Raw genomic sequence first — 14,001 nt, 5'->3', positions numbered from 1 at the left:
TTGGTTTTGCGTTGGCCGCAGCCCTAGGTGCTACCGAAGGCGCTGGCGAAGAGGGGGCCGCGGGGAGTAGCTTACCCGGCGGTGTTCAGGCGCTCGGGGAAGTGGGTGCGCAGCAGCTCCTGTACTTTGTCGGCCGTGAGGGGTTTGCTCACGAAACCATCGACGTGCAGCTGCTGCACGCGCTCCACATCGCGCGGGTGCATCGAGGTGGTAAGCATTACCACCACCGAGGCCTGCTGGTGCACTTCCGGCAGCTGGCGGTAGGCTTCCAGAAACTGAATGCCGTTCATGCCGGGCATGTTCACGTCGAGCAAAATCAGGGCCGGGCACTCCGGGTCGGGCACGGCGCAGTGCGCCTGCACGCGCGTAAGGGCTTGTTCGCCGTTCAGGGCCACGTAAATGCGGTCGGCTACACCCAGGCGAGTAAGCAGCGTTTGGTTCAGGAAGTTGGTAGTGGTGTCGTCATCCACCAACAACACGCTCGGCAAAGGTGTCATAAGCTACTCGTAAGGGAAAAAGCACCCACAGGCGGAGCAGTATACGTGGCTCAGCGCCGAAAGTACACCGAGAACGTAGAGCCCACGCCCGGTTGGCTGTGCACGGCCACTTTGCCGCCGGCGTTTTCGACGCTGCGCTTCACCATATACAAGCCCAGCCCCGAGCCGGCCACGTGGTGGTGCAGGCGCCTGAACATGCCAAACAGCTCCTGTTGCTGCTGGGCATCGAGGCCGAGGCCGTTGTCGTGCACGTGCAGCACCGTAAACCGCTCCTGCAGCTCGCACGCGATGCGGATGCACGGCGGGCGCTCGGGGTGGCGGTATTTGAGCGCGTTGCTGAGCAGGTTGTACACCACCGAGCGCAGGTTTTTGGCCGAAAACGAAATGCTCGGGCAGCCGGCCACATCCACCGCCAGCGTGGCCTGGCTTTCGGTAATCAGGGGCGCCAGATCAAGGCACACGTCGTCAATCACGGGGCCCAGGGGCACATCGGTAGTGGGCTGGTCGTGCTCCTTTTGCAGCTTCACCACGTCGCTCAGGTACTCAATGGTGCGCTGAAACCGCGCCACCGAGTCTTGCATCATCTGCAGCAGGGGCTGCAGCTCCGGGGTAAGCGCGTGGTGGGCCGGCAGGTGGTCCTGCATCAGGTTCAGCAAGCCCTCGATGTTGGCAATGGGGGCCTTGAGGTCGTGCGAGGCGGTGTAAATAAAGTTGTCCAGATCGACGTTGACGCGCTGCAGCTGCTCGTTCATGAGGTGCAGCTGCTGCTCGGCCTGCTTGCTTTCGGTAATATCAACCACAAACTTCACGAACTCGTTTTCGCTGAGGCGCTTGCCCGCAAACAGGCCCCACCAGCGGGTGCCGTCGGGGCGCAGGTACTGCTTTTCGTAGGGGCTGCTTTCGCCCAGCGTGCGCAGCTGCTCCACAGCTTTGCGCGTGGCGGGCATAAACTCCGGAGCGGTAATCTCGTCCCAGCGTACGCGGCCGCTCACAAAATCCTGGTGCGTGTAGCCGCTCATGCGCTGAAAGGCCTCGTTGGCGTCGTGAATGGTGCCATCGAAGTTGAAGAACATCACGCCCACCGTTTCGATGGATATGGCCCGTTGCAGGCGCTCCTCGCTACGGCGCAGGGCGTCTTCGGTGCGGGCCCTGATTACCGCCGCCCAGGTGCGTTCGGCCGTTTCCGTCAGCAGGGCCAGCTCGTCGCCGTCGCTTTGGTGGGCCTGCTGATAGTGGACAAAGAGCACGGCCACCAGCTCGCCGCCCTTCATCAGGGGCAGGTTTACGGTGGCCCCGAGCTGCAGCGCGGCGTGCGCCTGCTTTTCGGCTTGGGTAAGGCTGGCGTCGTGGGCAATATCGGGGCGCACCACGGTGCGGCCGGCCTGCAGCTCCTGCAGCAGCGCGGGGCCGTAGTCGTCGAAGTGGTAGCGGCCCTCTATGCCCGGCACGCCGTTGGTGTAGTTGCGCATTACCACAACGGTCTGGCCATCGGGCAGCACCTCGGCATACCCCACGCGGTTGGCACCCAGGTACTGACCTAGGGCACACGCCGCCTGAAACTGTATTTCGGCGGCATCAACCAAGGGGCGGAGCCGGTCGCTGAGCTGCAGCAGAAAAGCCTGCTGCTCTTCGCCTTTGCGCAAGGCTTCTTCGGTGCCTTTGCGCTCGGTAATATCGCTGAACAGAATGGCCACGTGGCGCTGCTGCGGCTCGCCTATCCGGAAGGCGTATGCGTCGAACCAGCGGCCCATCGACTCGGCATGGCTCTCGAAGCGCACGGGCGCCCCGGTGCGGGCCACCTGGCCGTAGGTTGTTATCCAAAACGTCTCGATGCCCGGCACCAGCTCCCGCATGGTTTTGCCCAAGGCCCCCTGCATACCGGTTTGCTTTTCAAAAACCGGGTTCATCTCCACAAACCGGTAATCCACGGGCTGGTCGGTCGCGTCGTCGAACAGCACCTCGATGATGCAAAACCCTTCGTCGATCGACTCGATGATGGTGCGGTACTTGGTTTCGCTGATGCGCAGGGCGGCCTCGGCGCGGCGGCGCTCCGTAACGGGCTGCGTGCGGCCGGCCACGGCCTCCACGGTGCCATCGGGGGCGAGCAGCGGCACAAAGGCGTACTCGTAGTAGCCAATGTCGCCGGTGGGGCTGGTATAGGGCGTTTCGCCCTCCACGGTTTGCCGCGTGTCGATTACCTGCTGAATCTGGGTTTGCAGCGCGCCGGCCAGGGCGGCGGGGTATTCGAGGTCGAAAAAGTTTTTGCCCACGGCCTGCTCCAGCCGCAGGCCCCACAGGTCGAGCAGGGGTTTGTTGACGTACTGAAACCGACCTTCCAGATCGAAGAGGTACACGTACTCCTGCAACCCCTCCAGAATGGTATCGAAGATGCGCAGCTGCCGGCTGTGCTCATCGGCCTGCCGCTCGGGGTGCTCGTCGGGCGGGGTGGGTTGCTGCGGGGCGGCCGCGTCGGCAAAGCGCACAAGCAAGCCCGCGCCCACCCGCTGGCCGCTGGCTTGCACGGCGCCGGTGGGGGTGGGGTAGCACAGCGGGTACGGGGTGCCAGCCTCGGCCAGCAAAGCCTGCTGGTGGGCGGCCCACGCAGCGCTGCCGGCGGTGGCCGAAAACTGCTGCCGGTAGGTGGTGGCCGGCTGCGCCGGCAGGCCCAGCAAGCGTTGCGCAGCCGGGTTGAGGTAGGCAAACGCCAGATCGGCTACCGGGACCGCAGCACCGGGCACGGGGGTGTAAAGCACCAGCGCGTAGGGCACCGCATCGAGTACGGTGTGCAAAAGCTCGGCTGGCGGAAATACATCGGCCGGAAACGAAGCAGGAGAAGAAAGCATGGAAAGCGGGCGGTGGGCAAAGGGGCATACGGCACAACTGCGGTACTGGCCGTACAATTGGCAAAACTAACCGGAACACGCACGCGCCGCGCCGCGTTGGTAGTCCTGTTATTTTTGCGCCATGCCCCCAATTGCATCGTACCCGTCGCTGATTTTGCACCTGCACCACGGGCGCATCAACGCCCTGGAAACGGAATGGCTGAGTTTTGTGAGCAGCGCCAATTTCCGGAGCCAGATACTCGACGCGCTGGCCCTGGCCCGGCAGCACCACGTTACCGGCTGGATTGCCAACGACCGGCTGCTGGGCGCCGTGCGCCCCGTTGATTTGCGCTGGGTGGCCGAGGAGGTGCTGCCCGCCATGGCCGAACTGGGCGTGGTGCGCTTCGCCCGCCTCGAGTCGGAGGAAACCCTCAACCGCATGCTGATCGGCAATATGTACCAGGGCGCAACCGAAACGGTGCCTTTTGAAGTACGTGCTTTTAGCGACCCGGCCGAGGCCCGTGCCTGGGCATGCGGCCAGGCCGCTACCTAGGGCGCTTGCGCCGTTGCCGATCTATTCAGCAGTTAACCCACCCAACAGAAGTAGTTTTTCAGGCTTTCATCCCTTATGCCAGAACTTAAGTCGTCGCTCGGCCACGTGTACCTGTCCATCGATACCGATGTGGAAAACCGCTGGATTCATGTGCGCTGGCAGGGCTACCTCACGGCTAGCAACATCCAGGAGGGCGCCAAGGCCTATACCGCTGCTCTCGCCAAAGCCGGTTTTTCGTGCGTGCTCAACGACACCCGCGACGTGCGCGGCCCCTGGGGCCACTCCATGGATTGGGTTATCAACGAGTGGGCACCCATGGCCGCGGGCGCAGGCCTGAAGCACTTTGCCATGATTACCACGCCCGCCTCGCTGGCCGAAGGCTCGGCCAGCGAATTTTACGCCCAACTCCGCGCCTTCGAGGCCCGCGTGTTCGATAACCTGCCCGCCGCCCAGCAGTGGCTGCGCACTATTTGCGGAAGCTAAGCGGGCGGGCACAGCGGCCGGCCCCGGGCCGTTGGCGTTTGTGCTATCGCTGCCCAGCGTTGGTCGGCAGCCACCAAACCAGCTCGAGCGCCTAGGTGCTTGGCCTGGCTATACCTGCCGGGCAGCACCTAGGGGCGGCTCGGCTACCGCGGCGGGTTGGCACAGGCCGCTGAGCAGGGCAAAGGAGCGCAGCCGGGCCGAGTGGTCGTAGATGTGCGACACGGCCAGCAGCTCGTCGATGCCGGTTTGGGCGAGGAAAGTTTGCAGCTGCCGCTCCACCTGAGCCGGGCCGCCGATAAAGGAATACGCCATCATTTGCCCCACGGCCTCGCGCTCCATATCCGACCAAATGCCCGCCATGCTGGCCACGGGCGGCTGCAGCGGGCGGCTGGTGCCGCGGATAATGTTCAGGGCCAATTGGTAGAACGAGGTAGCGAGGTGCTCGGCTTCGGCGTCGGTGTCGGCCGCAATTACGTTGACGCAGGCGGCCGCGTACGGCTCGGTGAGGTACGCCGAGGGCCGGAAGTTTTCGCGGTACAGGTGCAGCGCCGCCTGCAGCTGCGCCGGGGCAAAGTGGCTGGCAAACGCAAACGGCAAGCCCAGCAAGCCGGCCAGCTGCGCGCTGTACGTGCTCGAGCCCAGCAGCCACACCGGCACATCGAGGCCCTCGCCGGGGATGGCGCGCACGCGGCTGGTGCGGTTGTCGGCCGATAAGTACTGCAGCAGCTCCTGCACGTGGCGCGGGAAATCCTCCACCGAGCCCTGCAAATCGCGGCGCAAGGCCATGGCCGTAAGCTGATCGGTGCCCGGCGCGCGGCCCAGCCCTAGGTCGATGCGGCCGGGATACAGCGTAGCCAGGGTGCCAAACTGCTCGGCCACCACCAGCGGCGCGTGGTTGGGCAGCATAATACCCCCCGACCCTACCCGAATGCGCGAGGTACCGCCCGCCACGTAGCCGATAAGCACGGCCGTGGCCGAGCTGGCAATGCTGGCCATGTTGTGGTGCTCGGCCAGCCAAAAGCGCCGGTAGCCCCACCGCTCGGCGTGCTGGGCCAAATCGAGGGTATTGCGGAAGGTATCGGCCGGGGTGTGGCCGTCCAGAATCACGGCCAGGTCAAGTATCGAAACCGGCAGCTGCGCGAGGGTCTTTGTCATGGTTGGGTAACTACGAACATCGGCAACACCCCAGCCCGCCGGATGGTTGCTTTTGCCGGAAGCCAAGTAGCCGCAAGAATAACCAAACTCCCCTCCTCATCTGAGGAGGGGTGCCCGAAGGGCGGGGTGGTTGACAATCGTTGCTGACGTTAGCCCCCCGGCCCCACACTCGCTTAATGCGCGACATCCTCTGGGAGAGCGGGAGCCAGCCGACCTACAGCTGCCCAGCCCTAGGTGCCCGACGGCCGCCCCGGCCCCAGCACCTAGGCTGCCAGCACTTTCCGAAGCAGGGCGCACCTCATCTATATTTGCCCCGTGATTGATAACGCCGCCATTCAACTCCAATACCGCCCCGATCTGCACATTCTGGTAGCCCGCTGGACGGGCCAGTTCGCGCCCGGCGCCATCGAGGCCGGCTACGAGGCCCTGCTGCAGGCCGCCCAGCACCACGGCGCCCACCGCCTGCTCGTGGATGTGCGCCGCCGCCCGGTGCCCTCGCCCGAGCAAGCCCACTGGATTGCCCACTCGTGGCTGCCCCAGGTGGCGGCTGCTTGCGCGCCCGTGCGCCTGCGCCTGGCCTACCTGCTCTCGCCCGCCTACGAGCACAGCCTGAACAGCACGCCGGCCTTGCAACCCAGCCTACAAGCCGTGCTGGCCCCCAACCTGCCCTACGACCTGCGCACCTTTATCGAGGAAAGCGCCGCCATGGACTGGGTGCGGCAGGGCTAGCCGTCGCGGCTACAAACACCAACGCCCCCGCTGCCGCAAGCCGGCAACGGGGGCGTTGGTGTTTGTAGCCGCGACGGGAATCGAACCCATATCAAGCGTTTAGGAAACGCCTATTCTATCCGTTGAACTACGCAGCCAGTTACGGGCAAAGATAAGCCGAAAACCCCTAGGTGCCCAACCCGCGAAGTAGCGCGGCAGTAGCGCGGACTTTGCAGTCCGCGTCCCCGGATAGTAAAATCAATCGTTGCAAGTAGCGCGGTGTAGCGCGGGCTTTAGCCCGCGTTTGCGTGAGCGATTGGTGCCGCGCGGTTTCGCCCCGACCATTTCGTGCTGGCACACGCGGGCTAAAGCCCACGCTACATTGCGCTGCCGCCCTAGGTAAGGAAACAGAAATTACTATCTGTGGATGCGGACTACAACCGTAGGTCGGCGTAGCCAAAGTCCGCGCTACTGCCGCGCTACGGCGCGCTACCACCGCCTCAACATCCTGCCGGGCCTGCGCCGCGTATAGGCGCACGGGCGCTGGTTGCTGCGGCCCACCCCGCTAGCGCTGTACTATGAGCTTACTGGAAGATTTGCGCGCTGCCCGCCGCCTGGCCGGCATGCGGCCCGTAGAGGCCCTCCACGACGACGCCGAGCCGGCGCTGTTGTTCATCCCCGACATCAGCGGCTTCACGCGCTTTATCGAAGAAGCCGACCACCCACAGGCCCCGCACCTCGTGGCCGATTTGCTGGAGATACTCGTGGAGGCCAACACCCTCGATATGGAGGTGGCCGAAATCCAGGGCGACGCCATTTTGTTTTACCGCCTCGGCGAGCCGCCCTCCGCTGCCGAGCTGGTGGAGCAGTGCCGCCGCATCTTCCTCGATTTTCAGAACTACCTCAAGCTGGTAGCCCGCGACACGGGCTCGGAGCTGGTAGCGGCCCTGCAGGAGGTTGATCTGACGCTGAAAATCGTGGTGCACTACGGCCGCGTGAGCGTGTCGCAAATCCGCAACTTTACCAAGCTGCTGGGCCGCGACGTGATAGTGGCGCATCGCCTGCTCAAGAACAACGTAACGGGCTCGGAGTACATTCTGCTCACCGAGGACTACCTGCGCACCCAGCCGCCCGCCGAGCTGGCGCGCTGCTTTTCCTGGACGCGCCTGCAGCAAAGCGCCGCCGTGTACGACTACCTGGGCGAAATCGAGTACCGCTACGCCTACCTCACACCGCTGCGCCTGTTGCTGCAGTCGGAGTCCGACAACGGCCAGCTGCCCACCACCTGCCGCATTAAGGTGCGCCGCGTGGCGGCCGTGCCGGCCACCTTCGCGTTTCGGCTGCTCACCAACTTCCGGCTGCGGCCGCGCTGGCTGGCCGGCACCACCGCCGTGCACTACGACATCACCAAGGCCTACCGCCCCGGCACCAGCTACAAGCTCGATCTGTACCGCGGCCAGATAGACCTGCAAGCCGTGCAGCGCATCGTGGCCGACGACCACATCGAGTACGTGGAGAAAGTATCGCACTGGCGCTTGTTCCCCAACGCCATGCTCATCTACTACATCGAGGAAGTCGACGACCGGCACTGCCTCATCAGCATGGAGTTTCGGTACGGCCACGTGGCCAGCCCCCTGCGCACCATCCGCCGCGGCCAGCTCCGCCGCCTTCGCCGCTGGCTCGGCCAATCGATGCGCCAACTGGCCGCCTTCTGCGAAGAGGTAGGAGCGGGTAGGTAGAAGGGAGGAAGGATTAAGGAGGGAACGACCAAACTCCCCACCTCAGATGAGGAGGGGACGCGGCAGCTTTAGCTGCCGCTGGGGTGGTTGACCGTCGTTGCTGACGTTGGGTGGAGCGTTGTTTAATGTTGCATATGTCTGTCATCCTGAGCAGAGCGAAGGACCTTCTCACGCCTGAACGATTGCCCTAGGTCGCGCTGTCGATTGCGGCTGTAGGAGCCTCACCCCCCGGCCCCCTCTCCGGAGGAGAGGGGGAGCCACGGCGGCGCGGCAGTCAGCAACGATTGCGGCGGCTGCGCCGCCCCGGTGTAGAGCGGAAATCCGTTCCGCGACGCGCCAACAGCGCGTATGGGGCACCGCACGGTACCGGATACGCGCCCTTGGCGCGTCGCGGAACGGATTTCCGCGCTACAGGACCTAGGTACCGAAACCGCAGCGGGGCCGCCGAACCTAAGTTCGGCGGCCCCGCAATCGTTGCTGACGGCTGGCTCCCCTCTCCGCGATGTCGCGCCTGGAGCGAGGTAGGGGGCCGGGGGTGAGGCCCTCCTCAGCTGAGGAGGGGAGTTTGGCTGTTTCCTCCAAGCCCTAACACCTAAGCCCTAAAAAACCCCTACGCCTTGTACAGCATCACAATGCCAAAGGCCAGGGCCGTCAAAATCAGGCCTACCATGAAAATGGTGTAGCTCACACGCAGCAGGCGGTACTTGCGCGAGAGCACCTCGCCCAGGTAGTAAATGTCCGTTACCATGTTGGTGTAGAGCAAGTCCTTGTTGCGCATCAGCTCGTGCATGCCCTCCTGAAAGTGGTCGAGGCTGAGGCGGGTGAAGTTGCCGAAGAACAGCAGGTTTACGCGGCGGTTGGTGGCAATCTGGGGCGAGCGGCGCAGCCACTTAAAGCTGGTTACATCGGGCTGGGCCGACAGGATAGCCGTAACCACCGAGCCCAGCGACGTGGCCACCAGCAAGCCCATGGGCACGGCCAGCACGGGGTTTTTGGTGAAGGCCGGCCCCAGCGTGGAGGTTTTGGCGCCTAGGTAGGTAATGATAACCGACAGCAGCACCGCGTTCAGGCTGATCATCATGTTGGCCTTTTGGTCGGCCATGCCCGAAAGCTGGATGTGCTGCCCGTAGGTAGAGCGGAACATGGTCTCGACGCCGCGCTTGCCCTCGGCAAAGCCTTCGGCTTCCTCCTGCTGCTTCTTGGCTTTCTTCCCGATTTTCTTCAGCTGCTTGTGCTGCTCCTTGATGTTTTCCTTGAGCTGATCCTTGTAGCGCGCTTTGCCGGCCTCCGACAAAAACTTGTGCTGCATCAGAAAATCGAGCTGGTACTCGGCCCACTCCTTGTTGCCGTACACGCGGCCCTGCGTGGCCTCCCACTCGGTGCGCAGCAGCTCGGCGTCGGCCAGGCAGTTGTCGCGCCCCAGGTTGCTCATGTCGGCGTCCACCATCAGCTTTTGCAGCTCGGTTTTGCGGGGCTCGTCGCGGTGCGTCGCCCGGATGATGTCCTTTACCAGGGCAATGCGCTCGGCCGGGTAGCCTTTGCCCTGCAGCCACTGCTCGGCCAGCTCCATGCTGCGGTACTCGTGGCCGTCGTAGCGGTCGATGTAGCCGGTATCATGAAACCACGCGGCCAGAATCAGGGCCTCCTGGTCCTGCGGGGGCAGGCCGGCGGCTTCACCTAGGGCAGCGGCTTCTTTGGCTACGGTGTTGGTGTGCCGGAAGGTATGGTAAACGAGCTGCGGCGGCAGTTGCTGCTCAAACAGCTGCTCGATGTAGGCTTTGGCCTGCTTTACAATTTCGGCCTTGGCCGGTTTGAGGGTGGGAGTCGTTTCCATTGATGGCGGAAGTGCGGCCCGCGGCGGGGCCCAATGGCTTTACAACGCAAGCGCGGCCGCCGGGTTCTAAAAGTAGCCCAACCACCTAGGCCCAACGTGCGTAACGGCCGCAACCCAACGCCAAAGCGTCGGGCTGCGTATCGGCTACTATTGTACCTCGTACGCGTCTCTCACACGCCCAGGCGGCTGCTGCGGCAGCCCGGCTTACCCGCACGTTTCTTTCTTAACTGCTATATGACCCGACCTTTCCTGACTGGCCTGTTGCTGCTGGTCGGTAGCCTGTTTCTGAGGCCCGCCGTAGCCCAGGAAGGCAAAACCCAGGCTGCCCACCCCGAGCGCCCCAACTACCGCGGCATCGGGGCCGACTGGCGGCAGCAAGCCGCCCCCGACAGCACCCAGCTGCGCTACTCCGTGTTCCTCATCGGCGATGTGGGCGCGCCCGCGCTGCCCGAAAAAGGCGGCGAGCCTTCGCTCAACTTCATGCGCCGCGAAATCCTGAAAGCCGGCGAGCGAAGCACCACCGTGTACCTCGGCGACAACATTTACGAGTACGGCCTGCCCCCCGTGGGCGCCTACGACCGCAAAGTATCCGAGCAGCGCCTCATCGAGCAGATCAACGTGCTGCGCGACTACAAGGGCGAGAAGTACATGATACCCGGCAACCACGACTGGAAGCAGGGCCTGCCCGGCTCGCTCGAGCAGGTAATTCGGGCGCAGGTGTTTGCCGAGGATTACATGAACCGTGACTCGGCCGCCTTTACGCGCACCGGCCCGTTTTACGTGCCCGGCAACGGTTGCCCCGGCCCCTACGAAATCCTGGTGCAGGACAATCTGGCCATCATCGCCATCAACTCGCAGTGGTTTCTGCAAACCCGCGAGCGGCCCTACGGCGCCAACAGCGGCTGCGGCGTAGCCAACGAAACCGACTTCTTCGTGCAGCTCGAAGATTTGATGGCCAAGCACCGCAACAAAAACGTGGTGGTGGTGGCCCACCACCCCATCTTCTCCGATGGCATTCACGGCGGCTACTTTACCCTTGCCGACCACTTCTTCCCGCTGAGCATCGTCTATAAATACGCGTTTATACCGCTGCCCATCATCGGCTCCATTTACCCGTTTGCGCGCAAGTACGGCGGCATCTCGCAGGATATTCCGCACCCCTTGTACCAGCAGTATAAAAAGGGGCTGATGGACATTTTTGCGAAGTACCCCAACACGATTTACGCCGCCGGCCACGAGCACAACCTGCAGTATTTCAAAGCCGAAAACCTGCACCACATCGTGAGCGGCTCGGGCTGCAAAACCCAGCACGTAAAGCCCGGCCGCAACGGCCAGGCCATCTTCTCCGACAAAGAGAAGGGCTTTGCCCGCGTGAACTACTACCAGAACGGCGAAGTGTGGGTAGAGTACTGGGTACCCAACGAGCAGGGCCAGTCGGGCCGCCTCGTGTTCCGCCAGTCGCTCTACGCCAAGCAGGCCGTGGCCGGCGATGCACCCACCAACGCCGTTAAGGACCCCTTTAACGTGGAGCTTGCCGGCCGCCCCAACTTCAGCGACTCTACCGTAACCGTGGCCATCAACCCGCGCTACGCCAAGCGCGGCGGCCTGCACAAGGCGTTGTTTGGCCAGCACTACCGCCAGGAGTGGGCCACCCCGGTTAAGTTTCCGGTGCTCGACCTGGCCACCGAAAAAGGCGGCCTGGAGCCCTACAAAATCGGAGGCGGCAAGCAAACCTCTTCGCTGAAAGTGCGCAACGAGGAAGGCCGCAACTACACCATCCGCTCGCTCGACAAGGACCCCGCCGCCGTGCTGCCCGAGGCCCTGCGCGAAACCGCTGCCAAGGACATTCTGCAGGACCAGATTTCGGCCCAGCACCCCTACGCGGCCTTCGTGGTTCCGCCGCTGGCCGAGGCCGCCGGTATTCTGCACACCAACCCCGAGCGCCGCTTTGTGCCGCGCGACCCGCTGCTGGGCCAGTACCTGGCCCGCTTCGAGAACACGCCGGCCATGATTGAGGAAGACGCCAAGGACGACCAGTCCAACGTGGCCTCGCTGGGTTACGCCCGCAACCTGGTGGGCACCGACCGCGTGCTGGAGCGCCTGCGCCAGGACAACGACAACAAGATCAAGGCCAAGGCCTTTGTCCGCTCGCGCCTGTTCGATATGTGGATCGGCGACTGGGACCGGCACGAGGACCAGTGGCGCTGGGCCGAAAGCAAAAGCGACGACGGCGACCGGACCTTTACGGCCGTGCCCGAAGACCGCGACATTGCCTTCTTCAAAGGCGACGGGTTTTTCCCGTGGCTGGCGCGCCGCAAGTGGGCCATCCGCAACTTCCAGAACTTCGGCGAAGACTACGCCGACTGGAAAGGCCTGAACCTGACGGCCCTGGCCAACGACCGCGTGTTTCTGGGCGAGGTATCGAAGGAGGACTGGGTGAAAACGGCCGAAGACCTGAAGGCCCGCCTTACCGATGCCGTTATCGACTCTTCGCTGCGCTCGCGCTGGCCCGCCGAGATTTACAACCTGCACGGCCCCGAAATTGCCCGCAAGCTGAAAAGCCGCCGCGAGCTGCTGCCCGAGCTGGCCGCCGATTATTACGAGGTGGTGAACAGCAAGGTGGAGGTGAAGGGCAGCGAAAAGCAGGAGCGCTTTATTGTGGAGCGCCTGCCCGATAACAAAACCCGCGTGCTGGTGAAGAAGGTGAACAAGGAGGGCCAGACCACCAAAACCCTCTGGGACCAGACCTACGACGGCAAGGTGACAAAGGAAATCCGCCTCTACGGCTTTGCCGGCAACGACTCGTACCGCGTAACGGGCAACGTGCCCAGCGGCATCCGGGTGCGCATCATCGGCGGCACCGACCGCGACACCATCGTGGACGAAAGCCGCGTGGGCGGCTCGCTGCTGCGCCCGCACTCCCTGCAGGTGTACGACGCCGACACCGGCAACGTAATTGTGCCGGGCCGCGAAACGCGCCTGCGCCTGGAGCCGGGCATTGAGGTAAGCCAGTACGACTACGCCTCGCGCACCGACCGCAAAGACTACAAGCTGCCTTACTTTGGCCCGGCTGCCTACTTCGGCTACAACATCGACGACGGTATTTTTGTGGGCGGCGGCGCCACGCTGCGCACCTTCGGCTTCCGGCGCGAGCCGTTTGCCACCGAGCAAACCCTGGTGGCCAACTACGCCCCCGCGCGCCGCGCCTACAACGTGCGCTACAACGGCACCTTCACCGATGTGCTGGGCAAGTACGATTTGCTGGTTAGCTCGCAGCTCTACGGGCCGCAGCTGCTCTACAACTACTTCGGCAAAGGCAACGACACCCGCAACGTGGCCCAGAGCGAAGGCGGCGGCAATGCCCTCGGCAACCGCGTCATCAACGATACTTACCGCATCCGCTTCTCGCGCTTCTCGTTTGCGCCTACCCTCGAGCGCGACTTGTTCAGCTTTCTGAAAGTGGGCTTCGGGCCGCAGTACGACCAGTGGCGCATCAGCCGCGAAGACCTGGGGCGCGAAATCAGCGAAGGCCTCGACCCGGTAACCGGCAACGGAGTAAGCAGGGCCGCCACGGGCATCCGGGCCTCCGACTTTCAACTGAACCGCTACGCCGGCGGCCGCGCCTACTTTAACCTGGATGCCAGCTCGTCGCCGAAAAACCCGCGCATTGGCTTGCGCATTACGGGCTCGGCCGAGTACAACCGCCAGCTCAACGGCGAGCAGCTGCAGTACGGCCGCCTGGCTTCGGAAGTGCGCTTCTACGTTTCGCCCAACTTCCCCTTCCAGCTTACCTGGGCGGGCCGCATTGGGGCCGCGCGCAACCTCGGCGACTACCGCTTTTACCAGGCCAACACCCTGGGCGGCACCACCAACCTGCGCGGCTACCGCCGCACGCGCTTTGCCGGCCGCAGCGTAACCTACGCCAACGCCGAGGCACGCATTCAGCTCTTTAGCTTCAACGCGTACCTGGTGCCCGGCAAGTTCGGTATCCTGGGCCTGGCCGATGCCGGCCGCGTGTACAGCTCGCAGGATACCCGCACGGGCCTGCGCGCCTTCCACACGGGCGTGGGCGGCGGCATCTGGATCGACGTGCTTAAGCAGGCCGTTATCAATGCCACCTACTCGGTAGGCGAGGAGCGCCTCGTCAACGTCGGCTTCGACTTCCTGTTCTAGGTCAGTTGTTGTCAGTTATTAGTTGTCAGTTGATGCT

At 63.8% G+C, this 14,001-nt stretch carries 9 protein-coding genes and 1 tRNA gene; 5 read left to right on the top strand and 5 right to left on the bottom strand.

Features of this window, described 5'->3' with window-relative positions:
• Nucleotides 1-71: 71 nt before the first annotated feature.
• Both OIS50_RS12615 and OIS50_RS12610 read right to left on the bottom strand, forming a co-directional pair.
• Nucleotides 72-497 (bottom strand): response regulator, encoded by a 426-nt coding sequence (locus OIS50_RS12615; protein ID WP_264690991.1) that lies wholly within the window; start codon nt 495-497, stop codon nt 72-74.
• Nucleotides 498-547: 50 nt separating this feature from the next.
• Nucleotides 548-3,340: a PAS domain-containing sensor histidine kinase gene (locus OIS50_RS12610; protein WP_264690990.1), complete on the bottom strand. Its 2,793-nt coding sequence runs from the start codon at nt 3,338-3,340 to the stop codon at nt 548-550.
• A gap of 121 nt (nt 3,341-3,461) precedes the next feature.
• On the opposite strand from OIS50_RS12610, the gene OIS50_RS12605 reads away from it, so the two are divergent.
• Together OIS50_RS12605 and OIS50_RS12600 are read left to right on the top strand one after the other, a co-directional pair.
• Nucleotides 3,462-3,872 (top strand): hypothetical protein, encoded by a 411-nt coding sequence (locus tag OIS50_RS12605; protein WP_264690989.1) that lies wholly within the window; start codon nt 3,462-3,464, stop codon nt 3,870-3,872.
• A gap of 75 nt (nt 3,873-3,947) precedes the next feature.
• Nucleotides 3,948-4,355, top strand: a complete 408-nt coding sequence (locus OIS50_RS12600; RefSeq protein WP_264690988.1) for an STAS/SEC14 domain-containing protein — start codon at nt 3,948-3,950, stop codon at nt 4,353-4,355.
• A 108-nt stretch (nt 4,356-4,463) separates the two neighbouring features.
• Here OIS50_RS12600 and OIS50_RS12595 read toward each other — a convergent pair whose 3' ends face one another.
• A complete protein-coding gene (locus tag OIS50_RS12595) occupies nt 4,464-5,510 on the bottom strand; it encodes an LLM class flavin-dependent oxidoreductase (protein ID WP_264690987.1) in 1,047 nt (348 codons plus the stop codon).
• Between the two features lie 315 nt (nt 5,511-5,825).
• Here OIS50_RS12595 and OIS50_RS12590 point away from each other — a divergent pair, with 315 nt between their 5' ends.
• Entirely contained in the window at nt 5,826-6,239 is a 414-nt protein-coding gene (locus OIS50_RS12590; RefSeq protein WP_264690986.1) for a hypothetical protein, read from the top strand.
• Nucleotides 6,240-6,304: 65 nt separating this feature from the next.
• On the opposite strand, the gene OIS50_RS12585 is transcribed toward OIS50_RS12590, so the two are convergent.
• A tRNA-Arg gene (locus OIS50_RS12585) sits at nt 6,305-6,376 on the bottom strand.
• Nucleotides 6,377-6,796: 420 nt separating this feature from the next.
• Between OIS50_RS12585 and OIS50_RS12580 the strand changes: the two genes are divergently transcribed.
• Nucleotides 6,797-7,957 (top strand): DUF2652 domain-containing protein, encoded by a 1,161-nt coding sequence (locus tag OIS50_RS12580; RefSeq protein WP_264690985.1) that lies wholly within the window; start codon nt 6,797-6,799, stop codon nt 7,955-7,957.
• 610 nt (nt 7,958-8,567) lie between these two features.
• Here OIS50_RS12580 and OIS50_RS12575 read toward each other — a convergent pair.
• Nucleotides 8,568-9,791: a Pycsar system effector family protein gene (locus tag OIS50_RS12575; protein ID WP_264690984.1), complete on the bottom strand. Its 1,224-nt coding sequence runs from the start codon at nt 9,789-9,791 to the stop codon at nt 8,568-8,570.
• Nucleotides 9,792-10,025: 234 nt separating this feature from the next.
• Here OIS50_RS12575 and OIS50_RS12570 point away from each other — a divergent pair, with 234 nt between their 5' ends.
• Nucleotides 10,026-13,964 (top strand): BamA/TamA family outer membrane protein, encoded by a 3,939-nt coding sequence (locus OIS50_RS12570; protein WP_264690983.1) that lies wholly within the window; start codon nt 10,026-10,028, stop codon nt 13,962-13,964.
• The last annotated feature ends 37 nt before the right edge of the window (nt 13,965-14,001 follow it).

The sequence above is a fragment of the Hymenobacter sp. YIM 151858-1 genome (genome assembly GCF_025979705.1).
Lineage (GTDB): Bacteria > Bacteroidota > Bacteroidia > Cytophagales > Hymenobacteraceae > Solirubrum.
This window is presented reverse-complemented; position numbering and strand designations above follow the sequence as displayed.

Coding starts and splice junctions, on each gene's coding strand:
- OIS50_RS12615 (WP_264690991.1), bottom strand. CDS start 497: ATGACACCTTTGCCGAGCGTGTTGTTGGTGGATGACGACACCACTACC.
- OIS50_RS12610 (WP_264690990.1), bottom strand. CDS start 3,340: ATGCTTTCTTCTCCTGCTTCGTTTCCGGCCGATGTATTTCCGCCAGCC.
- OIS50_RS12605 (WP_264690989.1), top strand. CDS start 3,462: ATGCCCCCAATTGCATCGTACCCGTCGCTGATTTTGCACCTGCACCAC.
- OIS50_RS12600 (WP_264690988.1), top strand. CDS start 3,948: ATGCCAGAACTTAAGTCGTCGCTCGGCCACGTGTACCTGTCCATCGAT.
- OIS50_RS12595 (WP_264690987.1), bottom strand. CDS start 5,510: ATGACAAAGACCCTCGCGCAGCTGCCGGTTTCGATACTTGACCTGGCC.
- OIS50_RS12580 (WP_264690985.1), top strand. CDS start 6,797: ATGAGCTTACTGGAAGATTTGCGCGCTGCCCGCCGCCTGGCCGGCATG.
- OIS50_RS12575 (WP_264690984.1), bottom strand. CDS start 9,791: ATGGAAACGACTCCCACCCTCAAACCGGCCAAGGCCGAAATTGTAAAG.
- OIS50_RS12570 (WP_264690983.1), top strand. CDS start 10,026: ATGACCCGACCTTTCCTGACTGGCCTGTTGCTGCTGGTCGGTAGCCTG.